This is a genomic window from Rhodoferax sp. GW821-FHT02C08, assembly GCF_059421805.1.
Genome location: NZ_JBWKVR010000008.1, coordinates 161,592 through 187,637 on the forward strand (window position 1 = coordinate 161,592; position 26,046 = coordinate 187,637).

General features: G+C 62.3%; 22 protein-coding genes. 11 read left to right on the plus strand and 11 right to left on the minus strand.

Features of this window, described 5'->3' with window-relative positions; genetic code table 11:
• Positions 1-184 precede the first annotated feature (184 nt).
• Positions 185-904, plus strand: a complete 720-nt coding sequence (locus tag AC07VY_RS12415; protein WP_495097585.1) for a hypothetical protein — start codon at positions 185-187, stop codon at positions 902-904.
• A 202-nt stretch (positions 905-1,106) separates the two neighbouring features.
• Complete coding sequence (locus tag AC07VY_RS12420) at positions 1,107-1,532, plus strand: SRPBCC domain-containing protein (RefSeq protein ID WP_495097584.1); 426 nt, start codon at positions 1,107-1,109, stop codon at positions 1,530-1,532.
• 96 nt (positions 1,533-1,628) lie between these two features.
• On the opposite strand, the gene AC07VY_RS12425 is transcribed toward AC07VY_RS12420, so the two are convergent.
• Both AC07VY_RS12425 and AC07VY_RS12430 read right to left on the minus strand, forming a co-directional pair.
• Positions 1,629-3,167 (minus strand): UxaA family hydrolase, encoded by a 1,539-nt coding sequence (locus AC07VY_RS12425; protein ID WP_495097583.1) that lies wholly within the window; start codon positions 3,165-3,167, stop codon positions 1,629-1,631.
• Positions 3,168-3,181: 14 nt separating this feature from the next.
• Positions 3,182-3,892: a FadR/GntR family transcriptional regulator gene (locus AC07VY_RS12430; protein WP_495097582.1), complete on the minus strand. Its 711-nt coding sequence runs from the start codon at positions 3,890-3,892 to the stop codon at positions 3,182-3,184.
• 200 nt (positions 3,893-4,092) lie between these two features.
• Between AC07VY_RS12430 and AC07VY_RS12435 the strand changes: the two genes are divergently transcribed.
• A complete protein-coding gene (locus AC07VY_RS12435) occupies positions 4,093-4,941 on the plus strand; it encodes a fumarylacetoacetate hydrolase family protein (protein WP_495097581.1) in 849 nt (282 codons plus the stop codon).
• A 213-nt stretch (positions 4,942-5,154) separates the two neighbouring features.
• On the opposite strand, the gene AC07VY_RS12440 is transcribed toward AC07VY_RS12435, so the two are convergent.
• The 4 genes from AC07VY_RS12440 to AC07VY_RS12455 are packed head-to-tail and all read right to left on the minus strand — an operon-like array spanning position 5,155 to position 9,450.
• On the minus strand, positions 5,155-5,976 hold the full coding sequence (locus AC07VY_RS12440) for an ABC transporter permease (RefSeq protein ID WP_495074118.1): 822 nt from the start codon (positions 5,974-5,976) through the stop codon (positions 5,155-5,157).
• Between the two features lies 1 nt (position 5,977).
• Positions 5,978-7,243 carry an ABC transporter permease gene (locus AC07VY_RS12445; RefSeq protein WP_495074117.1) on the minus strand — a complete coding sequence of 422 codons (1,266 nt, stop codon included), beginning with the start codon at positions 7,241-7,243 and terminating at the stop codon, positions 5,978-5,980.
• A gap of 22 nt (positions 7,244-7,265) precedes the next feature.
• Positions 7,266-8,294: an ABC transporter substrate-binding protein gene (locus AC07VY_RS12450; protein WP_495097722.1), complete on the minus strand. Its 1,029-nt coding sequence runs from the start codon at positions 8,292-8,294 to the stop codon at positions 7,266-7,268.
• Between the two features lie 49 nt (positions 8,295-8,343).
• A complete protein-coding gene (locus AC07VY_RS12455; protein WP_495097580.1) occupies positions 8,344-9,450 on the minus strand; it encodes an ABC transporter ATP-binding protein in 1,107 nt (368 codons plus the stop codon).
• Between the two features lie 164 nt (positions 9,451-9,614).
• Between AC07VY_RS12455 and AC07VY_RS12460 the strand changes: the two genes are divergently transcribed.
• Positions 9,615-11,030: an aminotransferase-like domain-containing protein gene (locus tag AC07VY_RS12460; RefSeq protein WP_495097579.1), complete on the plus strand. Its 1,416-nt coding sequence runs from the start codon at positions 9,615-9,617 to the stop codon at positions 11,028-11,030.
• Between the two features lie 27 nt (positions 11,031-11,057).
• Here the strand turns inward: AC07VY_RS12460 and AC07VY_RS12465 are convergent, their stop codons facing one another.
• A complete protein-coding gene (locus AC07VY_RS12465; protein ID WP_495097578.1) occupies positions 11,058-12,620 on the minus strand; it encodes a DUF5666 domain-containing protein in 1,563 nt (520 codons plus the stop codon).
• Positions 12,621-12,854: 234 nt separating this feature from the next.
• Between AC07VY_RS12465 and AC07VY_RS12470 the strand changes: the two genes are divergently transcribed.
• From AC07VY_RS12470 to AC07VY_RS12500, 7 genes are all read left to right on the plus strand, one after another.
• Complete coding sequence (locus tag AC07VY_RS12470; RefSeq protein ID WP_495097577.1) at positions 12,855-13,559, plus strand: TetR/AcrR family transcriptional regulator; 705 nt, start codon at positions 12,855-12,857, stop codon at positions 13,557-13,559.
• Between the two features lie 2 nt (positions 13,560-13,561).
• Positions 13,562-15,370 carry an acyl-CoA dehydrogenase C-terminal domain-containing protein gene (locus tag AC07VY_RS12475; protein WP_495097576.1) on the plus strand — a complete coding sequence of 603 codons (1,809 nt, stop codon included), beginning with the start codon at positions 13,562-13,564 and terminating at the stop codon, positions 15,368-15,370.
• Between the two features lie 20 nt (positions 15,371-15,390).
• A complete protein-coding gene (locus AC07VY_RS12480) occupies positions 15,391-15,819 on the plus strand; it encodes a DUF2147 domain-containing protein (RefSeq protein WP_495074112.1) in 429 nt (142 codons plus the stop codon).
• Positions 15,820-15,833: 14 nt separating this feature from the next.
• Positions 15,834-18,248: a 3-hydroxyacyl-CoA dehydrogenase/enoyl-CoA hydratase family protein gene (locus AC07VY_RS12485; RefSeq protein ID WP_495097575.1), complete on the plus strand. Its 2,415-nt coding sequence runs from the start codon at positions 15,834-15,836 to the stop codon at positions 18,246-18,248.
• Between the two features lie 9 nt (positions 18,249-18,257).
• Positions 18,258-19,466, plus strand: coding sequence for an acetyl-CoA C-acyltransferase (locus AC07VY_RS12490; protein ID WP_310376440.1), 1,209 nt, complete (start codon positions 18,258-18,260; stop codon positions 19,464-19,466).
• Positions 19,467-19,624: 158 nt separating this feature from the next.
• On the plus strand, positions 19,625-20,389 hold the full coding sequence (locus AC07VY_RS12495; RefSeq protein ID WP_495097574.1) for an enoyl-CoA hydratase: 765 nt from the start codon (positions 19,625-19,627) through the stop codon (positions 20,387-20,389).
• A gap of 172 nt (positions 20,390-20,561) precedes the next feature.
• A complete protein-coding gene (locus AC07VY_RS12500) occupies positions 20,562-21,569 on the plus strand; it encodes a Bug family tripartite tricarboxylate transporter substrate binding protein (RefSeq protein ID WP_495097573.1) in 1,008 nt (335 codons plus the stop codon).
• Positions 21,570-21,587: 18 nt separating this feature from the next.
• Here AC07VY_RS12500 and AC07VY_RS12505 read toward each other — a convergent pair whose 3' ends face one another.
• The 4 genes from AC07VY_RS12505 to AC07VY_RS12520 all read right to left on the minus strand — a co-directional run bounded on the left by AC07VY_RS12505 (position 21,588) and on the right by AC07VY_RS12520 (position 26,036).
• On the minus strand, positions 21,588-22,292 hold the full coding sequence (locus tag AC07VY_RS12505) for a phosphoglycolate phosphatase (protein WP_495074108.1): 705 nt from the start codon (positions 22,290-22,292) through the stop codon (positions 21,588-21,590).
• 64 nt (positions 22,293-22,356) lie between these two features.
• Entirely contained in the window at positions 22,357-23,076 is a 720-nt protein-coding gene (locus tag AC07VY_RS12510) for a FadR/GntR family transcriptional regulator (protein ID WP_495074107.1), read from the minus strand.
• Between the two features lie 43 nt (positions 23,077-23,119).
• Positions 23,120-24,640 carry an arabinosylfuranosidase ArfA gene (gene arfA, locus AC07VY_RS12515; RefSeq protein WP_495097572.1) on the minus strand — a complete coding sequence of 507 codons (1,521 nt, stop codon included), beginning with the start codon at positions 24,638-24,640 and terminating at the stop codon, positions 23,120-23,122.
• Positions 24,641-24,704: 64 nt separating this feature from the next.
• A complete protein-coding gene (locus tag AC07VY_RS12520; RefSeq protein WP_495097571.1) occupies positions 24,705-26,036 on the minus strand; it encodes an extracellular solute-binding protein in 1,332 nt (443 codons plus the stop codon).
• Between the last annotated feature and the right edge of the window lie 10 nt (positions 26,037-26,046).

The window sequence follows — 26,046 nt, forward strand, 5'->3', positions numbered from 1 at the left end:
AGATCAGAATGGATGAGCTGTCGTTGATGTTCGTTCATGGTGGTGTGTTTCATGGCACAGCCAATTCATTTGGTATGCGGAATCTGTTGAGGTGAGAAAAAATCACACCAACACCAAGGAAGATCCGAATTGATAAATTTTATTTGGATCACTAGAATTTTCTGGCCTAAAAGAAAGAGCATTTATGCCGCATATCACACGTGTTTTGTTGATTCTGCTGAGCATTTTTAGTGCTGTAGCCTACGCCCAGCCTTACGACCGGGTCGCATCATTGGCAGGGAATGGTTCGAGCCAAAAGGATGGAGTAGATGTGCAAGGCGAGCTACCGGATCTCATTCGCGCACTCGATCGTGTGACGCATACGAAAACAAAAATTATTCTTCGTCCATTTGCCAGGTCATTGTTGGAAACGGCCGAGGGCAATGCTGACTTTCATATGCCATTCATCCAAGTTGACGATTTGCCTGCGCCCAAAGGATTGGCCTATGTCACTGAGGTCGCTATTGGGAAAAGGCCGTTTGTTATTTACTCACGAAAGGCAGATCCGTTAGATGTCCATACAGTTGGAAAGAACAAGGTTGTGTTGATAGAAGCGGGACATTCTTCATTCTTTCCTTTTCCAGTGGCTGAGTCCAGTTGCATGAGCTGTAGCTTGGACATGGTTTTGTTGAAGCGAGCAGATGCACTAGTTGTTGCGAATGATATTGTTGACCCACTTCTGGTAGATCCGAAGTACAAGAGCATTCACCGAGCGCTTTATAAATCCTATCCAGTTCGCGCGTTGGTCAATGCAAATGCCGATTCGACAGCAACCCGCCGCTATTTGGTAGAGGGCGTAACGCGGTTGATGCAATCGGGTGAAATGGCTAAAAGCCTAAACGAATACTCTGATTGGCAACCTTGAGAGTTTGTTCATCGAGCCGTCGGTTTTCTCACCGGCCAACCTGATGATGGCAAATGATAGAAACAAGGTTTTAATATCTTTTGCCTTCCTCTTCGGCATGTGGTTTTTATCGCAGCGCTGCCTCGAGGCTGAACGTGCACTTAAATGCTTGCTTGGAATTTGAAGGTGACCGATTCCCTTACTTAGGACAGGAGAACCCACCATGACTACCTTCCAAACGTTCAGAATCTTCACGGCATCCCCAGAGGCTGTATTCGCGGCATTTGCTGCGCCCGAGCGTTTGGCCAGGTGGCGGGGGCCGGACGGTTTTCACAACAGCTTCGACGTCTTCGAGTTCAAGCCCGGCGGTCAGTGGCGCTTCACCATGCACGGGCCGGACGGCTCTAGCTACCCAAACGAATCCACCTTCGGGCAGATTGAGCCGGCACGCAAGATCGTCGTGCAGCATCTGTCGCAGCCGCACTTTGTGCTCACCATCGGCCTGGAGCCCACGGCGGCGGGTACGCGGGTGACTTGGGAGCAGGCTTTCGAGAGCGCGGAAGTCGCGGCCGCTGTGCGTCGCATCGTGGAGCCGGCCAACGAGCAGAACCTGGACCGCTGGCAGGCCGAACTGGCGACGGGTGGTTGATTTTTATTTGCTATTAAAAAGGTAGCTTCTTGCGCAGGTTTTATCTGCGTCAGAGCCTGTTTTTATGCATGCTGTTCGGCATACTGTGGCTGGAGCCTACATCACCGCGCCGACCTGCCAGGGCACGAACTCGTTCTGCCCGTAGCCGTGGCGCTCGCTCTTGCTTTGCTCGCCCGAGGCGGTGGCCAGAACCAGCTCGAAGATGCGCTGGCCCATCTCCTGTACCGAGCTGCTGCCGTCGATGATCTCGCCGCAGTTGATGTCCATGTCCTCCTCTTGCCGCTGCCATAGCGCTGAGTTGGTGGCCAGCTTCAGCGAGGGCGAGGGTGCGCAGCCGTAGGCGCTGCCGCGGCCGGTGGTGAAGCAGATCACGTTGGCGCCGCCCGCGACCTGGCCAGTAGCGCTGACCGGGTCGTAGCCCGGCGTGTCCATGAAGACGAAGCCGTGGGCTGTCACCGGCTCGGCGTATTCATACACGCCCTCCAGGTTCGTTGTGCCCCCTTTGGCAACTGCGCCAAGTGACTTCTCCAGGATGGTCGTCAGGCCGCCGGCCTTGTTGCCGGGCGAGGGGTTGTTGTTCATCTCGCCGCCGTTGATCTCGGTGTAGTTCTCCCACCATTTGATGCGGCCGATCAGCTTCTCGGCGATCTCCGGTTTGACCGCACGGCGCGTCAGCAAATGCTCGGCGCCATAGACTTCCGGGGTTTCGCTGAGGATGGCGGTGCCGCCGTGGGCCACCAGCAGATCCACCGCTGCGCCCAGCGCCGGGTTGGCGCTGACACCCGAGTAGCCGTCCGATCCACCGCATTGCAGGCCGATGGTGATGTGGGAGGCGCTGCAGGGCTCGCGCTGCACATTGTTAGCGCTGGCGAGCATATTGCTCACCAAGGCAATGCCTTTTTCGACGGCATGACGGGTGCCACCTGCGTCCTGGATGTTGTAGGTCTGCAGGGTGTCGCCTTCGCGCAGGCTGCTGTGGGCCAGCCAGGCGCTGGTCTGGTTGACTTCGCAGCCCAGGCCGATGACCACCACGGCGCCGAAGTTGGGGTGGGTGGCGTAGCCGGCCAGCGTGCGTTCCAGCAGTTGCAGGCCCAGGCCCTCGCCATCCATGCCACAGCCGGTGCCGTGGGTCAGCGCGACCACACCGTCGATGTTCGGGTAGCCGGCCAGCGCGGCGGGATTGGTCTGGCGCGAAAAATGGGCTGCGATGGCGCGGGCCACGGTGGCCGAGCAGTTCACGCTGCTGAGGATGCCGATGTAGTTGCGCGTGGCGACCCGGCCGTCGGCGCGTTTGATGCCCATGAACGTGGCCTCACGGCGTGGCGCGGCGGGTTTCACATCGGCGCCAAACGCGTAGTCGCGGGCAAAGTCGCCCTTGTCCGGGCCCATATTCAGGTTGTGGGTGTGCACATGTTCGCCCGGACCAATGGCGCGGGATGCAAAGCCGATGATCTGGTTGTAGCGCCGTACGGGCTCGCCAGCAGCAATCGCGTGGGTGGCGATCTTGTGGCCGGGGGGAATCATGCCTTTGACGGAAATGCCCTCGACGCTGGCGCCGCTGAGCAGCTGGGCGCGGGCGATGAGCACGTCATCGGCAGGGTGGAGGCGGATGAAAGGGGCGGAAGTGGTGGTCATGGTGGCGGTGCGGTTCAGGCGGGGTTGGCTTTTTGCCAGCTGGCGTTCAGCCGGTGGTGGGATTTGTCCATGTGGGCATGCATGGCGGCACGGGCGGCATCAGCGTCCTGGACCTGGATGGCGGCCAGGATGGCCTGGTGCTCCTTCAGCGCCATGCGCCAGGAACGCGGGCTTTCAAAGTAGCCGCCCAGCCGGGTGAACAGGTGGCCGCGCCGCGCGTCCCAGAAGCCGTGGATGGTTTCCACCAGCACGGCGTTGCCACTGGCCTGCACGATGGCGGAATGGAAGTCTCGGTCGCCGTCCAGCGGCGCCTTGCCTTGTGCGGCTTCGTCCTGCATGGTCTGCAGGGCCTGCTGCATGGCGGCGATGTGTTCGGGTAGGGCCAGGGTGGCGGCCAGAGCCGCGGTTTCACCCTCGATGACGCGGCGGGCGCGGATCAGCTCCAGCGGGCCCCATTCGGCGGCGGCCACGGCGGCGTCCGGGCTGCGTGGCCCGCGCTCCAGCACGTACACGCCTGAGCCAGTGCGCACCTCTACCCAGCCCTCTACCTCCAGCGCAATCAGCGCCTCGCGCACCGAGGGCCGGCTCACACCGAGCTGCAGGGCCAGCTCGCGCTCCGCTGGCAGCCGCGTGCCCACCGGGAACTCGCCGGACAGCATGCCCTTGCGCATCTGCTCGGCGATCTGGCGGTACAGGCGTTGGGGTTCCAGGGGGTGCAGCGGCATGGATCAGAAAGGTTCGGGCAGGGTAGAGAATGGGGTTAAGGGTTAGCCTTAATTGGCCAAGTGGTAAGGCCAATTAATAATCGCATACATCATGCTAGGTGGCATCCGGCAAAACCCAGGGGCCTGTGCCGCTGCAGACCCCTGCGGCCCATAGGCCTGGTTGGGGCTTTGAATCGCTTTTTTACACACAAAGGAAATCCATGAAACTCGTTCGTTATGGCAACCCCGGCAAGGAAAAGCCCGGCCTGATCGATGCCGAAGGCAAGCTGCGCGACCTCAGTGCGGTAGTCAAGGACATCGGCCCGGCGCAGCTGGGCGATGCGGCGCTGGCCAAGATCGCCAAGCTGAATCTGGCCAAGTTGCCGTTGGTCAAGGGCAAGCCGCGCATGGGCAGCCCGGTGGCGAACGTGGGCAAGTTCATCGCCATTGGCCTGAACTACGCCGACCACGCGGCCGAGTCCGGTCTGCCGATCCCGGCCGAACCCGTGGTGTTCATGAAGGCCACTTCCTGCATCCAGGGCCCGAACGACCCGGTGATGCTGCCCAAGGGTTCGAAGAAGACCGACTGGGAAGTCGAACTGGGTGTGGTGATCGGCACGCAAGCCCGCTACGTGTCGCAAAAGGACGCACTGAACTTTGTGGCCGGCTACTGCACCATCAACGATGTGAGCGAGCGCGAATACCAGATCGAGCGCGGCGGTACCTGGGACAAGGGCAAAGGCTGTGACACCTTCGGCCCGCTAGGCCCCTGGCTGGTGACGCGCGACGAAGTGCCGAACCCGCAAAAGCTCAGCATGTGGCTGGACGTGAACGGCAAGCGCGTGCAGACCGGCAACACCAAGACCATGATCTTCAGCGTGGCCAAGATCGTTAGCTACGTCAGCCAGTTCATGACCTTGATGCCGGGTGACGTGATCACCACCGGCACCCCGCCCGGCGTGGGCCTGGGCATGAAGCCGCCGGTGTTCCTGAAGAAGGGCGACACCATGGCCCTGGGCATTGAAGGCCTGGGCGAACAGCACCAAGTAGTGGTGCCGTTCAAACTTTAGAACACCCCCAGGCTACGCACTGCCCCGGGATCGGCCCTTTGGGCCGATAACGCAAGTCGCCGCCAACCCCCTTGCAGGGGGCGATTCCAGCGGCCTGGCGAAGCCAGTTCCGCGGAATCTTTGGAAGGGGTGTCTGTACGCAGTTTGCAAGACTTTTAGGGCTGCAGCGCTGATGGAATAAGCGCGAGTAGCTACTGAATCTGTAGCGCCTGCTTATTGGCGCCGGCCGCGCAGCCACTCCAGCGCCAGCAGCAGGCTGGTGGTGAAGATGATCAGCAGCGTGGCCACGGCCGCAATGGTGGGGCTGATGTTCTCGCGGATGCCATTGAACATCTGGCGCGGCAGCGTGGACTGCGAAGGGCCGGCCAGGAACAGGGTCACCACCACTTCGTCGAAGGATGTCGCAAAGGCGAACAGTGCACCTGAAAATACGCCGGGAGCGATGATCGGCAAGGTCACGCGCCAGAAGGTCAGCCACGGCGAGGCGCCCAGCGACTGGCTGGCGCGTACCAGGTTCTGGTTGAAGCCCTGCAGCGTAGCCAGCACGGTGGTCAGCACAAACGGTGCACCAAGTGCGGCGTGCACCATGATCAAACCGGCGTACGAATCGGTCAGACCGACCTTGGCAAAGCTCAGGTACGAGGCCACGCCGACCACCACGATGGGCACCACCATCGGCGAGATCAGCACGCCCATCAGCAGCCCTTTGCCAGGAAAGTTTTCGCGCGCCAGGCCGACCGCTGCTAGCGTACCGAGGATGGTTGCCAATACCGTGGCGGCGGGTGCCACGATGAAACTGTTCTGCGCGGCACGCTTCCATTCGTCCGAACCAAACAGGTTCTGGTACCACTGCATGGACCAGCCGGGAATCGGGTACGACAAGAAGGAGCTGGACGAGAACGACAGGGGAATGATCACCACGATGGGCAGCAGCAGGAACACCAGCATGCCGACGCCGAACGCGCGCAGCGCCCACCAGCCGAGCTTGTCGAGCCAGGTGCTGTACGCGGGGAAGACGGGGAGGAACTTGCTCATATCAGGTCATGCTCAGTTCGGTTTTTAGCAAACGGCGGTACAGCGCGTACAGCACCAGCGTAGTGGCCAGCAGCACGGTGGACAGCGCGGCGGCCACACCCCAGTTCACATCCACGTTGATGTACTGGGCCACGTAATACGACAGCATCTGGTCGTCGGCACCACCGAGCAGCGCCGGGGTTACGTAATAGCCGATGGACAGGATGAACACCATCAGCGCACCGGCGCCGATGCCGGCATAGGTCTGTGGCACATACACGCGCCAGAAGGCGGCGATGGGTGTGCTGCCCAGCGACACGGCAGCGCGCTGGAAGGTTGAGGGCACGGACTTCATCACGCTGTACAACGGTAGGATCATGAAGGGCAGCAGCACGTGCACCATGGCAATGACCACGCCAGTACGGTTGAACAACAGGGCCAGCGGGTCGTTGATGAGGCCCAGGTTTTGCAGGCCGTGGTTGATCAGGCCTTCACGCTGCAGCAGCACGATCCAGGCGGCGATGCGCACCAGGATCGAGGTCCAGAAAGGCACCAGCACCAGAATCATCAGCAGATTGGCTTTGCGGGCCGGCAGGCTGCTCAGCCAGTAGGCTAGTGGGTAGGCCAGCAGCAGGCACCAGAGGGTGACGATGAAGCTGGTGGAGCAAGTGCGCCAAAGTATCTTGGTGAACACCGCACGCGATGGGTCTACAGCAACTATGTGGCCGGCTTCGCGCTGCAGGTCTAGCGCCGTCAGCAGGTAGTCGGGTGTCCAGCGCGAGCCGTTCTTGGCGATGGCGATCCAGTATTTACCTTCGTTCCAGCGCGGGTCGATTTCCAGAATACGGCTGCGGTATTCCTCGTCGGACAGGCCTGGCGGCAGGGGCATGGCGCGGAAGGTGTTCATCACCAGCGAGCGTGCGCCAGGGGTTTCGGTATTCAGCCGTCGGGCCAGGCCGCCGGCTTGGCCGCCACCGCCGGGCAGCTGGGACAGGTCCAGCGCCAGGGCGGTGAAGGCGCGGGGCGGGGCCGTCATGGCCTCGTCCCAGCCGTCCAGCGCACGCGCGGTGCGCGGCAGGGCAGACACGACCTCGGGGTTCTCTACCCCGCGCACCAGCAGCACCGCAATCGGCGCCAGCAGGATGACCAGCAGGTAGGCCAGCAAAGGCGTGGCCAAAGCAAAGGCCCAGAGCCGGGCGCGGCGCTTGGCCTTGGCCAGTTGGCGCATCAGCAGGTCGCGGTCCTCTATGCCGGGTGCATCTGCAGAGGTCAAGGTAGCGTCTCCCATGGTCATGACAGCCTGGCGGTGTTTACTGGGTGGCCCAGGCGGCGAAGCGCTTTTCCAGCTCTTCGCCCTGGTCGGCCCAGAACTTCACGTTGAACTGCAGCGAGTCCTTGGCGTTGGCGGGAGAGGTGGGCAGATTCGCCAGCACTTCCTTGCTCAGCTGTGGCAAGGCCTTGTTGTTCACCGGACCGTAGGCGATGTTGCGGGCGTATTCGGCCTGGGCGGCGGGGGCCGTGGCGTAGGCGATGAACTTCATGGCCGCGTCCTTGTTCGGCGTGCCCTTGGGGATGACCCAGTAGTCCAGGTCGTAGATGCCGCCGGTCCAGCCTATGCCCAGGTTCTTGCCTTCGCGGTTGGCGGCGTCGATGCGGCCGTTGTAGACCGTGCTCATGACCACGTCACCAGCGACCAGGAATTGGGGCGGCTGGGCACCGGCTTCCCACCACTGGATGTTGGGTTTGAGTTGGGTCAGTTTGGCGAATGCGCGGTCGGCGCCAGCCTTGGTGGCCAGTACCTTGTAGACGTCGGCGGTGGGCACGCCGTCGGCCATCAGTGCGAATTCCAGGTTGTAGCGTGCGCCCTTGCGCATGCCGCGCTTGCCGGCGACCTTCTTGACGTCCCAGAAATCGGCCCAGGTCTTGGGTGGGGTCTTCAGCTTGTCGGCGTTGTAGGCCATGACGGTAGACCAGACGAACACGCCCACGCCGCATTCGTGTACAGCGGCCGGCACGAAGTCGGACTTGTTGCCTACCTTGGCCCAGTCCATTTTCTCGAACAGGCCTTCGTCGCAGCCGCGGCTGACGTCGGGGGACTCGACCTCGACCACGTCCCAGGTGACCTTGCCGGCTTCGACCATGGCCTTGATCTTGGCTTGTTCGCCGTTGTATTCAACGGCCACGATCTTGGCGGAGCCAGCCTTCTCATAGGGCTCGTAGAAGGCCTTCTTTTGTGCGTTGGCGTTGGCACCGCCAAAGTTGATCACATTGAGTTGCGTCTGGGCCAGGGCGGGCAGGGTGGCGACAGCCGCCAGCAGGGACAGGTATTTCAGCTTCATCACGGAAAACTCCATTTAAAAAAGAGGCAAACAAGGAAAGTGAACAGACTTACAGGTACACACGCAGGTGTTCGGGGGGGACGTGCAGCCACAGGGTGTCGCCGCGCTCAGGTGGGCGGGCGACGGACAGGGGCAGTTTCACGGTGGCCAGGCCCTGGCCTTCGATGGCGCAGCGCAGGCGCAGGTGGTCACCGAAATACATGGTGTCGGCCAGTTGGGCCTTGAACACATTCAACTCGGGCAGCGCACTTTCCGTATGCACGGCGATGCGCTCTGGGCGCACGCTGGCGACGATGTTGGCGCCGACGTGGGCGGTGTTGACGTTCACCCCCAGGCAGCGGGTCACGGCGCCGGGAATGTTCAGTTCGCACAGGCCGCCTTCGCTGCTGCCGCAGGTGCCTTTGAGCGGAGTGTTGTCGCCCACAAAGCCGGCTACAAATCGGTTGGCCGGGGTCTCGTAGAGCGACAACACTGGGGCCAGTTGCTGCACCACGCCGTCGTTGAACACGGCGACGCGGTCACTCATGGTCAGGGCTTCGCTTTGGTCATGGGTCACGTAGACAAAGGTCACGCCGAGCTTCTTGTGCAGGTCTTTCAGCTCGATCTGCATGTGTTCGCGCAGCTGTTTGTCCAGCGCGCCCAGTGGCTCGTCCATCAGCACCAACTGGGGTTCGAAGACCATGGCCCGGGCCAGTGCCACGCGTTGCTGCTGGCCACCGGACAGCTGGGTGGGGTAGCGGTCCTGCTTGCCGCGCAATTGCACCATGTCGAGTGCACGTGCTACCCGCTCGGCGCGCTGGTCCTTGGGTACGTTACGCACGCTCAAGGGGTAGGCCACGTTGTCGCCCACGGTCATGTGGGGGAACAGTGCGTAGTTCTGGAACACCATGCCGAAGTTGCGCTTGTGCGGTGGGGTGCGGGTGATAGATTTTTCGTTCAGGAAGATTTCGCCCGAGGTGGGCGATTCGAATCCGGCCAGCATCATCAGCGTGGTGGTCTTGCCAGAGCCGGACGGCCCGAGCAGCGTGAGAAACTCACCGCTCTGGATTTGCAGGTCCAGGTTCTGCACAACCAGCTGGCTGCCGTCATAGGTTTTCTGAACGGCCGAAAAGCGAACCAAGGGCTGGCTGCTGGTGGTTTGCGCGTGGGTTGCCATGGGTGTTGTTCGCCGCTTGTCGTTGCAATGCCGGTATTTTTGGGCGAAGCTTGATCTAGCACCATGTACACCCATGCTGTGTGTGGCACGGTACGTGTAGGTCCACAGACCGGTACACACAAACCCTACGCAAAATACACGTCGCTAGCGCTTCCAATACCGCCATGTTTAAGTTTGAATTTCGCCAAGGCACACCGTTGGTGGCGCAGATCGTTGCGCGTATAGGAGAGATGGTCGATACGGGGCGGCTGCGGGCAGGAGCCAAGCTGCCATCCATACGCCAGTTCGCCCATCAAAACGGGGTCAGCATCTTTACCGTGGTCGAGTCGTATGACCGTTTGGTGGCTTCGGGCTATGTAGTGTCCCGGCTGAACGCGGGGTTTTTCGTTTGTGCTCGCACTGCTTCGGTGCACTCACAGGTCTCAGAGGCTCCGTCGGCCCTGTCCGCCGGCAGTTTTGACAACAGCTGGTATCTGCAGCGCATTTTTGAAAACCACCACCTGCCGTACAAGCCCGGTTGTGGCTGGTTGCCACCCAGCTGGTTGTTCGAAGATGGCGTGCGCCGCGCCATGCGTTCGCTCACGGCTGCGGATCCCATGCCGCTGGGCGACTACGGCGACCCGCTGGGCTATCCACCTTTACGGGCCTGGATTTGCGAGAGCATGCGCCAACAGGCTATCCACATCCAGCCGCACCAGGTCCTGCTGACCCAGGGCGCGAGCCAGGCGCTGGACCTGGCGGTACGCTGGCTGGTAGGGCCTGGTGACGTGGTGCTGGTGGATGAGCCGGGCTATCCCAACCTCATCAACGCGCTGCGCTTTGTGGGCGTGCGCCCACACGGTGCACCCAGAACGTCCGATGGCTGGGACCTGGCCGCGCTGGAGGACCTGATTGTGCGGCTGCGGCCCAAGGTCTTCTTTACCCAGCCGCGCTTCCATAGCCCTACCGGTTCGGTGGCCACGCTGCAGCAGTTGCACAAGGTGTTGCGACTGGCCGAGAAGTACGACGTGCTGCTGGTGGAGAACGATATTTACTGCGACCTGGATACCGAGGCCCGCCCTTCGCTGGCCAGCCTGGATAACCTTTCACGCGTGGTGTATGTGGGGAGTTTTTCGAAGTCGATTGCCCCCAGTCTGCGTTGCGGCTACCTGCTGGCCCATGCAGACATCATGGGGGATTTTTCTCGTCTCAAGATGTTCTCCGGGCTGACCAGCTCGGAGCTGATCGAGCGCATCGTGCATGTGGCTTTGAGTGACTCGCACCGCCCGCGCTATCTGCGCAGTCTGCGCACCCGTATGACCCAGGCCCACGAGCGCTGCGCCCAAAGGCTGCGGCAAATGGGTTTTGAGTTGTTCTGCGAACCCCGGGGCGGCCTGTTTTTATGGGCCTGGCATCCGCGCATCCAGAACGTGGTGGACTTGGCCGCGCGGGCCAGTGTGCACGGCATCATGCTGGCACCAGGACATTTGTTCAGCACGGTGGCTGCGACGCAGACCTGGATGCGCTTCAACGTGGCCCAGTGCGAGAGCGATGCCGATGCCTTTGTGTACCAGTGGCTGGAGCGGGCTTTGGCGGAGTGACGGCGCCATCTACCTGCAGGCCAGCGCTCAGTGGTGGGCCGTACGGAACTGGTGGTTGTAGTCGTCCCAGCCGCTGCCTGTGCGGTTGTAGCGGTCTACGTCTTCGGTTCCCTGGATCCGTATGCTGCGGGCGACCAGCACGCTGGCGCTATTCAGGTAGCCCTCCACCACTACCGATGCTCCGCTGAGTGTGCTGCTGGTGACCCCGCTGCCCCAGGCGGTCAGGTCAGTCCACAGCACGGCTTGCGTGCTTGCGTTCGCCAACGTCAGTACAAAGGTCTTGGCTGTGGTGTCTACGCTGCCAGCCGTGCCACTCAGATCATGCATGGTGTAGGTGCCGGCGACGCTGGATGACAGGCAGGACATGCTGCTGGCTTTGACCACGTCCGTGCCACTTTGTTGTGCCGCGACGATGCTGACCACCACGCCATCAGCCAGTGTGGTGCCGGGGCAGGCAGTGCTCAGGTCAATGGCCGAGGCATCCACCGGTATGCCGCGCACCACGAAGGAGCTGGCATCCACATAGCTGCTGATGGCGCCCTTGAGGCGGATGGCGGCCGTGTCGTCGGCTGTGCTGGCCTCGCGTACCTTGATGCTGGTGGCCGTGAGCGTGCCGTCGCTGCCAAACGTACCGGTGATCAGCACGTACGCGCCATCGGCAATGCTGGCGCCGGAGGGGGTGATGGTAGCGCTGGCTAGCTTGATGGTGATGCCGTCGATGGTGAAGGTTTGGGCCGTGGCGTTGTAATTGCTGACCAGGCCGCCCACTTGGCCCGTGCCTGAAGCAATGTTGCTGGCGACGGTGCTGTTTACGATGCGTAGCCGGGTGGCGGCCAATGTCACGCTGCTGCCGCCCGTCAGGCTGCCGCTGGGGCCCCACACGGTCACGACCAGGCCGTTTGCCAGCGTTGCGCTTGCCGGTACCACGGTGGCCGCAGCGTAATTTACCGTGACGCCGTTGATGCTGAGCGTCTTGGCGCTGGTGTCGAGGTTGCTGACCGTACCCGTGATCCGCACGGCACTGATGGCGGCTTCCTTTTCCACCCGGGTTGCGTGGATGACGTAGGCGGCGTGCGTGCTGCTGTAGACGGCACTGCCATGAACCTCCACCAGGTCGCCAGCTGCCATATCTGTCAGCGCTGTATAGCCTCCTGCATATACCGTGACAGGGCCGGTACTGCTGTCGCTGTTCACCGCCACCCATTGGCCTGCGGCCTTGAATTCACCGGCACTGGTGTCGATGCTGCTGACAGCACCAATCACTGCTGCCCCCACGGTGATGGTGCTTGCCATACCACTGCTATCGGCAGATACGTTGACATGCTGCCCCAATTGCAGCGTAACCGTGGTGTAGCTGCCGTCGGCGTTTTCCACCCTGGTGTTGGCCAGCGCGTCTTCCAGTTCGCGTCCATCCACATATACGCTGCCGAAGCCGGTGACCGTGCCAGAGTTGGTGGACGCGGACGTGGTGCTGGTGCCACTGCTGGCTGCGCTACCACTGCCGCCACCGCAGGCTGCGAGCACGGCGGTTATGGCTGCGATGGAAAGGCCGAGCACCAGACGGGTGCGGCGAGAGGGGGAGGCGGTCATGGGAACTCCTTGGAGATTGAGGCCTGCGGGATGCATCTACATGTCAAAGGCCATGGCAAAAAATTATATGGGAATATTTCCCATTGAAAAAGAAGTGCATAGTTTTATAGGTAACCTAGGGTTTGCACTTGGGCTTATTGCAATCGGCTATCCAAAAATGCATTGCTAAAAGCATTGGCTTCGAATATCCTTAAATAGCACGATCGTTCGTTTTATTTTTGCGTAAAGGATGCCATGTCTGCCAAAGGAGACCCTGTGGATGCCACCCGCGCCCCTGCGGTAGAGGGCGTGCGGGATGGTCGCGCCTTGATCAAAGGCCGGCAGACCAAGGCATCCATCATCGAGGCGGCGCTGCGTCTGGCCAGCCATATCGGGCTGGAGGGCTTGAGCATCGGCGCCCTGGCCGAAGTCACGCGCATGAGCAAGTCCGGTGTGTTCGCGCATTTCGGTTCACGCGAAGAGTTGCAGATCTCGGTGATCCGCGAGTACCACCGCCAGTTCGAGGCCGAGGTGTTCTACCCCGCCATGCAGGCTCCGCGTGGCCTGCCACGGGTGAAGGCGCTGTTTGCCAACTGGATGCAGCGCGTGTCCATCGAGCTGCAGTCGGGTTGCATCTTCATTAGCGGCGCGGTCGAGTTTGACGACCGGCCTGGCCCGGTGCGTGACGCCCTGGCCAGCTCGGTCCAGGCCTGGCTGTCGGCATTTTGTCGGGCGCTGGAGCAGGCCAAGGAAGAGGGCGACTTGCGCCCCGATGCGGACGAGCGCCAGGCCGCGTTCGAGATCCATGGCCTGATTCTGTCGCTGCACTACGAGGCCCGATTTTTGAAAACCCCCGGTGCCGTGGCCCGCGCCAACACCGGGTTTGACAACATCCTGGCGCGCTACGGTGTTACCGCGCCAGTCTCTACTTCCAACCCTTCCCGTATTTCCAAGGACTAACCATGCCCACTTACACGCCCCCCCTGCGCGACATGCAATTTGTGATGCACGAAGTGCTCAAGGTCACCGACGACCTGAAGCTGTGCCCACAGCATGTGGACACCGATGCCGACACCATCAACGCCGTGCTGGAAGAAGGCGGCAAGTTCGCCGCCGAGGTCGCCTTCCCGCTGAACATTAGCGGCGATGCCGAAGGCTGCACACTGGACAAAACCACGCACGAAGTCACTGCCCCCAAGGGCTTCAAGCAAGCTTATGCGCAGTACGTCGAAGGCGGCTGGGCCGCGCTCAGTTGCGACCCGGCCTACGGCGGCCAGGGCCTGCCGTTTGTGGTGAACCAGTGCTTCTATGAAATGCTGAACTCGGCCAACCAGGCCTGGACCATGTACCCCGGCCTGTCACATGGCGCTTACGAAGCCCTGCTGGCCCACGGTACCGATGCGCAAAAGGCGCTGTATCTGCCCAAGCTGGTCAGCGGCCAATGGACCGGCTCCATGTGCCTGACCGAGCCGCATTGCGGTACCGACCTGGGCTTGCTGCGTACCAAGGCCGAGCCTCTGGCCGATGGTAGCTACGCCATCACCGGCAACAAGATTTTCATCAGCGCGGGTGAGCACGATCTGGCCGAGAACATCGTCCACCTGGTGCTGGCCCGCCTGCCCGATGCGCCCCAAGGCAGCAAGGGCATCAGCCTGTTTGCCGTGCCCAAGTTCCATGCCAATGCCGACGGCAATGGCAATGTGACTATGGGTGAGCGCAACGGTATCTACTGCGGTGGCCTGGAGCACAAGATGGGCATCCACGGCAACTCCACTTGCCAGATGGTGCTGGACGGCGCCATCGGCACTATCGTGGGCCAGCCCAACAAGGGCTTGGCGGCGATGTTCGTGATGATGAATGCGGCCCGTCTGGGCGTGGGCAACCAGTCCCTGGGCTTGACCGAGGTGGCCTACCAGAACGCCCTGGCCTACGCCAAGGACCGCATCCAGATGCGCTCGCTGACCGGCACCAAGGCCAAGGACAAACCGGCCGACCCCATCATCGTGCACCCCGATGTACGCAAGATGCTGCTCACCGCCAAGGCTTACGCCGAAGGCGGCCGCGCGCTGGGCATCTTCTGTGGCGTGCTGCTGGACAAGGAACACAGCCACCCCGACGAGAAGGTACGTGCCGACTCTGGCGACATGCTGGCTCTGCTGACGCCTATCGTCAAAGCCTTCCTGACCGATAACGGCCATATCTCGACCAATGCCTGCATGCAGGTGTTTGGCGGCCATGGCTTCATCAAGGAATGGGGCATGGAGCAGTATGTGCGCGACAACCGCATCAACATGATCTACGAAGGCACCAACACCATCCAGTCTCTGGATCTGCTGGGCCGCAAGATCCTGGGCAACAACGGCGCCACGCTGAAGAAGTTCGGCAAGCTGGTCGCCGCGCTGGTAGAAGAAGAGGGCGTGAACGAGAAGATGGGCGAGTTCATCACCCCCATCGCCATCCTCGGCGACCAGGTCACCAAGCTGACCACCGAGCTGGGCTTCAAGGGCTTCCAGAACGCCGATGAAGTGGGCGCGGCCGCCGTGGACTATCTGCGCGTGGTGGGCCACCTGGTATTTGGCTATTTCTGGGCCCGCATGGCGCAGGTGGCGCTGCGCGAGATCGCTGCTGGCAATACCGACCCGTTCTACCAGGCCAAGCTGCAGACCGCGCGCTTCTACTTCGCCAAGCTGTTCCCTGAAACCGCTACGCTGATGCGCACCATCCGTACCGGCAGCAAGGCGCTGATGGATACCGACGCCGCTTTGGCCTGAAGCCGCAGCCGGAGACCACCATGAAAAAATTGATAGCACTCTGCGCAGGATTCGTCTGCGCTAGCGGCGTATTTGCCCAAATGACGCCCGAAGGGCTGTGGCGCAATATCGACGACAAGACCGGTGAGCCCAAGGCAGAGATCCGCATCACCGCCAATAACGGCGTGCTCTCCGGTGTGGTGGAAAAAGCCTTGGTCACCAGCGGTGAGCCCAACTGCACGCAGTGCACGGACGACCGCAAAGACAAGCCCAAGGTCGGCATGGAAATCATCCGCGGCGCCAAGAAGGCCGAGGGCAAGGACCTGTGGGAAGACGGCAAGATCCTAGACCCCGACAACGGCAAGAACTACACCCTGCGCATGGTGCCGCTGGAAGACGGCAAGAAGCTGCAGGTGCGTGGCTACATCGGCCCCTTCTATCGCACCCAGATCTGGCTGCGCGTGCAATAAATCGAAAGAATGTGATGTCTAAATTTCCCATCAAAAAAGTCGCCGTACTCGGCGCAGGCGTGATGGGTGCGCAGATTGCTGCGCACCTGGTCAACGTCAAAGTGCAGGTCGTGCTGTTTGACCTGAAGGCCAAAGAAGGCCCGGCCAACGGCATCACCGCCAAGGCCATCGCCAACCTGAAAAAACTCAAGCCCGCGCCGCTGGGCGTGCCGGAAGACGCAGACCTGATCCAGCAGGCCAATTACGACGACCACCTGGAGCAGTTGAAAGACTGCGACCTGGTCATCGAAGCCATTGCCGAGCGCATGGACTGGAAGCTCGATCTGTACAAGAAGATCGCGCCCTTCATCGCCCCGCACGCGCTGGTGGCGTCCAACACCTCCGGCCTGTCGATCACCAAGCTCAGCGAGGCCTTGCCCGAGGAAATCAAGCCGCGCTTTTGCGGCATCCATTTCTTCAACCCGCCGCGCTATATGTACCTGGTGGAGCTGATCAACACGCCCACCACTCAGCCCGAAGCGCTGGACCAGCTCGAAGCCTTTGTCACCACCAGCCTGGGCAAGGGCGTAGTGCGCGCCAAGGACACACCGAACTTCATCGCCAACCGCGTCGGCATCGCCGGCATGCTGGGCATCATTGGCGAGACCGCCAAGTTCGGCCTGACCTATGACGTGGTCGACGACCTGACCGGCAAGCGCCTGGGCCGGGCCAGCTCGGGCACCTTTCGCACCGCCGACGTGGTGGGTCTGGACACCATGGCGCATGTGGTCAAGACCTTGCAGGACAACCTCAGTTTGGAGACCGACCCGTTCTACGGCAGCTACGGCACGCCGCCGGTGCTGGCCAAGCTGCTGGAAATGGGTAACCTGGGCCAGAAGGCCAAGGCCGGTTTTTTCAAGAAAGTGGGCCGTGACATCTTGCGCTTCGACATGGCTTCGGGCAACTACGTGGCCGGCGGCGAGAAAGCCGACGAGGTCTATGGCCGCATGCTGAAAAAGCCGGCCGCCGAGCGCCTGGCCCTGCTGCGCAACAGCGAAGGCCCGCAAGGCCAGTTCCTGTGGGCCGTTCTGCGCAATAGCTTCCACTACGCCGCCGTGCACCTGCAGACGATTGCCGAAACCGCGCGCGACGTGGACCTGGCGATGCGCTGGGGCTTCGGCATGCAGCAAGGCCCGTTCGAGCTCTGGCAGGAAGCCGGTTGGCTCACGGTGGCGAATTGGATCAAGGAAGACATCGCCGCCGGCAAAGCGCTGAGCGATGCGCCCTTGCCCGACTGGGTCTTCAACGGCCCGGTGGCGGAGGCTGGCGGCGTGCATACGGCGGAAGGTTCGTGGAACCCATCCACTTCTAAATTTGTAGCGCGCCACGCACTGCCTGTCTACGCCCGGCAGCTATTTCCTGAAAAGATCTCCGGCCACACCCAAGGCCTGGGCCTGGGCGGCAGTTTCGAGACGGCAGGTAAAACGCTGCATGAAGACAAGGCGATCCGCCTCTGGACCTTGGATGACCAGATCATCATCGCCAGCATCAAGACCAAGATGCACGCCATCAGTCCCGAAGTCTCCGAAGGCCTGGCCCGCGCAGTCGATCTGGCCGAGAAGGACTACGCCGGCGTGGTGATCTGGTCGGGCGACGAGCCCTTCAGCGCCGGTGCCGACCTGCAGGCCATGCTGCCCGGCTTCATGATGGGCGGCGCGGGTGCCATCAACAAGATGGAAAAAGCGCTGCAGCAAGTGATGCTGAAAATCCGTTACGCCAATGTGCCCGTCGTCTCTGCCGTGCGCGGCCTGGCGCTGGGCGGCGGCTGCGAGCTGGCCGTGCACTCAGCCCGCCGCGTGGTGGCGATGGAAAGCTATATCGGCCTGGTCGAAGTCGGTGTCGGCCTGGTGCCGGGTGCCGGCGGCCTGACCTATATCGCCCGCCGTGCGGCCGAGAACGCTGCCCTGTCCACCCACAAGGACCTGCTGCCCTTCCTGACCGAGGGCTTCACGGCTGCCGCGATGGCCAAGGTCGGTACCAGCGCGCTGGAGTCACGCAAGCTCGGCTACCTGCTGGACAGCGACGTGATCGTGCCGAACAAGGACGAGCTGCTGTTTGTGGCGCTGAATGAGGCTAAGGCCATGGCCGCTGGCGGCTACCGCGCGCCGCACAAGCGCCAGTTCCTGGTGGCAGGCCGCAATGGCAAGGCCACCATCCAGGGACAGTTGGTCAATATGCGCGACGGCGGCTTCATCAGCCAGCACGACTTCCACATCGCCAGCCTGATCGCCGGTGTGGTGACCGGCGGCGACGTTGACAGCGGCACGCTGGTGACCGAGGAATACCTGATGAGCCTGGAACGCAAAGCCTTCTGCAGCCTGCTGGACAACGCAAAAACGCAGGAACGCATCATGGGCATGCTGAACACCGGCAAGCCCGTGCGCAACTAAGGAACGAATATGAGCAAGCAAATCCAAGACGCCTACATCGTCGCCGCCACCCGCACGCCGATCGGCCGTTCGCACAAAGGCTATCTGCGCAACACCCGGCCTGACGAACTGCTGGCCACCACGCTGCGCGCGGCCCTTGCCCAGGTGCCGGGCCTCGACCCGGCGACCATTGAAGACGTGATCTGCGGCTGCGCGATTCCCGAAGCCCAACAGGGCCTGAACGTGGCGCGCATCGGCGCGGTGCTGGCCGGCCTGCCGAATTCGGTGGGCGGCATCACCGTCAACCGCTTCTGCGCCTCCGGCATCAGCGCGGTGCAGATGGCGGCCGACCGCATCCGCGTCGGCGAAGCCGATGTGATGTTTGCCGCCGGCGTCGAGAGCATGAGCATGGTGCCAATGATGGGCAACGGGCCCAGCCTGTCGCCGAACATCTTCAGCAACACCGACGACGTGGACAACTACGGCATCGCCTACGGCATGGGCCTGACCGCCGAGAAGGTGGCGCAGCAGTGGAAGATCAGCCGCAGCGCGCAAGACGAGTTCGCCTACGCATCGCACATGAAGGCACTGGCGGCGATGAAGGCCGGCGCGTTTACCGACGAGATCACGCCGATCACGGTGGACGACCGCAGCGTCGATCTGGACAGCGCCAAGGTCACGGTGACCCAGCGTACCGTCAATCTGGACGAAGGCGTGCGCCCCGAGACCACGGTGGAGGGCCTCGGCAAGCTGAAGACGGTGTTCTCGGCCCGCGGCTCGGTCACCGCCGGCAACAGCTCGCAGACTTCGGACGGCGCCGGCGCGCTGATCCTGGCCAGCGAGTCGGCCATCAAGCGCTTCGGCCTGACGCCGCTGGCGCGCTTCGTCAGCTTTGCCAGCAAGGGCGTGCCGCCGCACATCATGGGCATCGGCCCGATCGAGGCGATTCCCGCCGCGCTGCGCTACGCCGGCCTGCAGCACCAGGACATTGATTGGTTCGAGCTGAACGAAGCCTTTGCGGCCCAGTCGCTGGCCGTCATCAACACCCTGGGCCTGGACCCGTCCAAGGTGAACCCGATGGGCGGCGCGATTGCGCTCGGCCACCCGCTGGGCGCTACCGGTGCCATCCGCGCAGCCACGGTTATCCACGCGCTGCGCCGCAACAACCTGAAGTACGGCATGGTGACCATGTGCGTCGGCATGGGCCAGGGCGCAGCTGGTATCTTCGAGAGAGTTTAAGCCTCCCACTTTTTGCAACTACCTAACCCAGGCTGGCGGACTGAGCGCATCCATTCCAGGGATACCGTGGAACCGGCTTTGCCGGGCCACTGGTATCGCCCCCTGCAGGGGGTTGGAGGAGCGACACGCAGTGCGCGGAGCCTGGGGGGGAACCACATATGACTGACATCCTCACCCACACCGAAGACGGCATCCTGACCATCACGCTGAATCGCGTGGCCAAGAAGAATTCGCTGACTTCGGTGATGTACGCCGCCATTGCCGATGCGCTGGAAGGCGCTGCGGCCGACGCCAGTGTGCGTGTGGCCGTCATCCAGGGCCACGAAACCATCTTCTCGGCCGGTAACGACATTGGTGATTTTTTGAATGCGCCAGCGCCTACGGCAGAGTCGCCGGTGATCCGCTTTCTGCGCGTTATCAGCACATTTCCCAAGCCGCTGGTGGCCGCTGTCTGCGGCGCAGCGGTGGGCGTGGGCACCACCATGCTGTTGCATTGCGACCTGGTCTATGCAGGGGATAACGCTGCGTTTTCGCTACCGTTCGTCAATCTGGGCCTGTGCCCCGAAGCCGGCTCCAGCTACCTGCTGCCGCGTCTCATGGGCCACCAGCGTGCCGCAGAGGCATTGCTGCTGGGCGACCCGTTCACCGCAGAGACGGCGCTGGAGGTGGGCTTGATCAACCGCATCGTGCCGCCCGCCGAGGTACATGCGCTGGCACATCGGCAGGCCTTGCGCCTGGCGGCCAAGCCGCTGGCGTCCTTGGTCACCAGCAAGCGCTTGATGAAGCAGGAATTGGCCGCACCGGTAGCTGAGCGCATGGCCGAGGAAACCGGCATCTTCGGCAAGATGCTGCGTGAGCCGGCGGCCAAGGAGGCGTTGACGGCTTTCATGGAGAACCGCAAGCCCGATTTCAGCAACTGCTGAACTGCGAATGTATAAGAAATACGACCCTGGCGCAGGCAAAGCCTGTGCTGATAGCTATAAATAAAATAGCATTTAGGGTTTGTTAAGCTTCCGTTGCCCGGTTGACGCGGGCTTTGATGTCGCCTGCGGTCCACCAAGGCCGTACCGTATTGACTAGCAACGAGAGCCAACTATGCTGAACCAGGGTATGGGTCGTAGAGGTGTTTTGTCCAAGCTGTCGGGCGCTGCCCTGGCCGCCATCGCTCCAGCGCTGTACGCGCAATCCAAAGTAGTCGCCAAAGATGCCAGCAAGCCGCTGGCTCAGCGTCTGCGTATCGTTATTCCTGCCAACGAGGGTGGCGGTTGGGACCAGACCGGTCGGGCCATAGGCGCTGCGATGGTGGCGGCTGGCGTCTGCGAGCAGGTGGACTACGAGAACTTGGGTGGCAAGGGCGGCACCATCGGCTTGGCCGCGTATGCCCAGCGCTACAGCCAGGACCCGAATGCATTGATGGTGGGCGGTGCCGTGATGGTGGGCGCCGTAGCCCTGCAGCGGCCTGCGGTAACGCTGGCCCAGGTCCAGCCGCTGGCCCGCTTGACTGGTGACTACTTGGTGCTGGTCGTCAAGGCAGACTCTCCGATACGCTCGGTGACCGACCTAGTTGCCATGGTGAAGGCCGACCCCAAGCAGGTACCGTTTACCGGCGGGTCCGCTGGCGGCATCGATCATATTTTTGCCGGTTTGTTTGTGCGGGCCGCTGGGGCGCCGGTGGTCGATATGGTGTACCTGCCGTTCACCAGTGGAGTGCAGTCGGCCGAGGCTGTGTTGTCGGGTAAGGCGGTGGCTGGCGTGTCGGGGTATAGCGAGTTCGCCGACCTGCTGGCCAGTGGCAAGCTGCGGGCGATCGGTGTGTCGGCGCGCAAGCCGATGTTTGGCATTCCCGCTATCCGCGACCAAAAGGTGGATGCCGTCATGTCCAACTGGCGTGGCCTGTTCGTGGGCAGCGGCGTGCTGCCAGCACGGGTGGCGGAGTTGCTGGCGGGGGTTAAAAATGCGACTGCACATGCAAGCTGGCAGAAAGCACTGAAGCAGAACCGCTGGGAGTCCAGCTGGCTGGATGGGGCCGATCTGCGCAGCTTCATAGAGATCGACCAGACTACCGCCTCGGCCATCATCTACATGCTGAAGCTCAAGGCCTGAGCATGGCGGGCGCTGACGCTACAGCGTGAGCTCGGCGAGCGAGTCCAGCAGGCCGTCACAGTCCACTGCCTCTACCGGCTCGCCGTGGTTGTAGCCGTAGCGCACCAGCAGCACCGGGCAGCCGGCGGCGCGCGCGGCCTGCGCATCGTTTTGCGAGTCACCCAGCATCAGCGTGTGCTGGGGCAGCGTGCCCAGGGCTTCGCAGGTTTTTTGCAGGGGCAGCGGGTCGGGCTTTTTGCGCTCAAACGCATCGCCGCCAAATACGTGGCTGAAGAAGCCGTCCAGGCCCTTGGCCTGCAGCAGGGGCAGGGCGAAAGCGGTGGGCTTGTTGGTCAGGCAGGCCAGCTTCCAGCCCCTGCCTTGCAGGGCCCGCAAGCCCTCCAGCACACCGGGGTAAACCTGCGAAAACTGCCCGTTGATGGCCAGGTAATGGTGTTGGTAGCGTGTCCAGGCCTGCGCGTAGAGTGCTTCTATATTGATAGCTTCGGGTGTAGGCGGTGTCTGCGCTAGGGCATGATTGAGTACGGAGTGCAACAGATGTTCCGTACCCTTGCCTACCATGGTTTCTATGGTCTGCGGCGTGATGGCGGGCAGGTCCAGATCGGCCAGCATGCCGTTCAGGGCCGCAGCGAAGTCAGCCAGGGTGTCCACCATGGTGCCGTCCAGGTCCACGATGGCTGCCTGTATCAAAGTTTGCTTTGACTGGATGGCGTTTAGAAGCATGTCATGGGGTCCGAAAAATACAGCGATTTTCGACCATTCAATGCCTCAAGGTTCCGCCTTTCGGCTAGGGCTGGACGGTATACGGCAGCAACCGGGCCTGTGATGCCGACAGCAGCGCCGTCATGGCGGCGGCTGCGGCGTCTGGTTCGTGGGCCAGGATGTGGCGATGTACGTCGGCGTGCAGTGCCAGGTCTTCGCTGGGACGGGTGGCATGGCGCAGCAGCATTTCGGACGACACCCGCAGCGCGGTTTTGATGCCGTTGCCGATGGTGATGAACATGCCGTTGCGCGACACCTCGATGATGGTCATGTGGAAGGCCAGGTCGGCCTCGGCTGCGGCGCGCACCTCGTTGCTGGTGTAGGCCTCGGCCAGCTCGCGGTAGCGGCGGTCCAGCAACTGCATGTCGGCGGCATTGCCTGCGCGGGCGGCGAGAAAGCAGGCGCGCGGCTCGAAGCACAGCCGCATCTCGTAGATGTCTTCGATGATCTTGCTGTCGAACTGCGCGTGCAGGCGCCAGGCCAGCACGTCGCGGTCCAGCAGGTTCCAGTCGGCAAAGGGCAGCACGCGGGTGCCGATCTTGGGCGATACGTCGATCAGCCGCTTGCTGGACAGCTGCTTGATGGCTTCGCGCACGGTGGTGCGGCTGACGCCGTAGGCACTGCACAGCTCGCTTTCCACCGGCAGTGCGTCACCCGGTAAGAACTCTCCGCCGACGACGCGCATGCCAATGATTTTTGCGACCTGTGCGGTCATCGTGCCCACCAGTGGTTCACGTTCGAACATGCGTTTTCCTTGTGCGGCAAGGGGCACGGGGGCCCCTGCCTCTTTAAATACGACCGATGGCGGTGGTGACGATCACGTTCCACGAGCCGGGTTGCAGCTCCGCCAGAATGGTTTCACCGTCTACCTGTACGTTCGGATTATTCTCCGGCACCACGGTGTTGGGGGCATCCTTGGTGTTGGTGGCCTTCATATTGCTGTGGTGCAGGGCCAGCGCATGGTCCAGCGTGCGCGACGTGCCCAGACCGCGCAGCTCGACGCGCAGCTGCATGGTTTCGGTCAGATGGCGGTTCAGCGCGAACACGGTGGTGGTGCCGGTGCTCTCGTCGTCCACCACGCAGGCGCACAGGTAGGGGATTTCCGGGTGGCTCTTGGCTTCGTAGCTGGGCGACTCGATCACCGGGCGCAGCACCTTGCCGTGGGCAAAGCGGGTGGCTTGGGCGAAGGGGTAGAAGATGGTCTGGCGCCAGGCCAGGCCGCCGGGCTCGGTCATGATGGGGCCGATCACGTTCACCAGCTGCGCCAGGCAGGCGGCCTTGACTCGGTCGGCGTTGTTCATCATCACGATGAGCGCGCCGCCGACCACCAGCGCGTCTTCGGTGTTGTAGATTTCTTCCAGCAGACGTGGGGCTTGCGGCCAGCCGGGCTTGCGCAGGTCGTTGATGGAGCGCGCCTTGTACCAGACGTTCCACTCGTCAAACGACAGCATGATGCGCTTGGTTGAATGCTTGCGCGCCGCCACGCCATCGGCCACGGCGACGATCTCCTTGATCGATACATCCATTTGCTCGATGCAGCCGAAGAACTCGGGTGTGGAGTCGCCGCGGTTTTCGAAATAGGTGTGCAGCGAGATGAAGTCCACGTCGTCAAAGCAGTGCTCGAGCACCGTGTCTTCCCACTTGCCGTAGGTCGGCATATTGTGTTGCGACGAGCCGCAGGCGGCGAGCTGGATGGTCGGGTCGACCAGGCGCATCAGCTTGGCGGTTTCATGGGCGATGCGGCCGTATTCGTCGGCGGTTTTCGAGCAGATCTGCCAGGGGCCATCCATCTCGTTGCCCAGGCACCAGAACTTGATGTCGTGCGGGGTCTCTACGCCGTGCGATTTGCGCAGCTCCGACAAGGCCGTGCCACCCGGGTGGTTGCAGTATTCGAGGAACTCGCGGGCTTCGTCCGGGCCGCGCGTGCCCAGGTTGACGGCCCACATCGGTTCGATGTCGGTGGCCTTGCACCACTCCATGAACTCATTGGTGCCGAACTGGTTGGTCTCGGTGGAAGCCCAGGCTAGGTCCAGGCGCACCGGGCGGTCGGCGGCGGGGCCTACGCCGTCTTCCCAGTTGTAGCCCGAGACAAAGTTGCCACCGGGGTAGCGCACGATGGTGGGGCCGAGCTCGCGGGTCAGCTCCATCACGTCGCCGCGGAAGCCGCGTTCGTCGGCCGTGGGGTGGCCGGGTTCGTAAATGCCGGTGTAGACCGCGCGGCCGAGGTGTTCGACGAAGGAGCCGAAGATGCGTCGGTCGAGATCGGAGACGACGAAGTCGCGGTCTACGACCAGGCGGGTGGAGATCATGGTGTGCTTCCTGTAAAAAGTGGGTGGGCTGGGGCGGTGCGCCCCAGCAAAATGGTGGTGTGAACTAGCGAACGCCTGCCAGCAGCTTGTTGACGCGTTCTTCGGCCGACTTCTGCACTGCGTCGATGGGCTTTTTGGCGACCATCATGTTGACCATCTCTTCACCAACGATGGACTCGATCGCGCGCTGGCGCGGCACGCTGTTGGGCAGGGATACGCCGATGGAACTGATCTCCAGGATGTTGTTGCGGAACGGCAGCTTCTTGAAGTCATCGCGCTCGGCAGCGGTTTTGTTGGCTGGCAGGTGGCCGGTGCGGGCCCACTCGTAGTCGCGGTCCCACAGGAACTTCATGAAGGTCAGCGCAGCATTGCGGGTCTTGTCGTCCTTGGCGCCGCCCTTCAGCATCACCCAGCTGTGGCCATCGGCAAATGCGGCTTTCTTGGCGTAGAGCTTGGCGAATGGCACGACCGAATAACCGCCTTTGAGGGGGGAATCCGCCTTTTCTGCGGCAGCGACAAAGTCGCCAATCGTCCAGGTGCCGACGATGTGCACACCCACGTCGCCGTTCACAAAGGCCTGGTTGCCGGCGCTGTAGTCCAGATTCGGCTTGATCAGTCCTTCGCTGTACAGCGTATTGGCTAGCTCCAGCGCGTTGCGCACGGCTTTGGAGTGCATGTCGATCTGCTTGCCGCTGGTCGGGAACAGGCTGGCGTTCTGCTGCGCCACCAGGGTCACCAGGCTGCGGAAGTTGCCGGCCACATCGGCGGCGGGCCAGCTCAGATAGGGCTTGCCGGTGGCTTCCTTGAACTTGCGCGCCTGGGTCAGCAGCTCTTCGGGGCTTTGCGGCAGGATGACCGTGCCGTCGGCCTTGGTCAAGCCGGCCTTCTTCATCAGATTGCCGTTGATATGCCACAGCCAGGACCAGGTGTCGAAGGGCAGGGCGTAGGCCTTGCCGCCGATGATGGCACCGGTCTTGGCCTGCTCGCTGAACTGGTCGGTGCTGATGCCGACCGACTTGAAGCCATCGTCCAGCGGCTCCACCAGTTTGCGCGCCACGTAGTCGCCCAGCACCGACTCATGCATCACGCTGATGGTCGGCACGTCTTTGGAGACGATGCGGGCGCTCAGTTGGTCGTAGAAGGGTTGCCATTCGGCGATCTGCGGTTTGACCACGATGCCCTGCTTGTTGGTGGCGTTGAATTCATTCACCAGCGTGGTGATGATGCCGCACTCGCCCTGGGCCTTGCTGGCATCCACCGCTTTGCCGTAGTCGGCCTCGCAGGCGCCGAAGAAGCGGGCCAGGGTGATTTCCGTTTTCTCCTGGGCGGCACACAGCGCGGCGCTGCTGGCCAGAGTGACCGCTAGCAGGCGGATGGTGAGCTTTCTGAAATGCATGCTTGTCTCC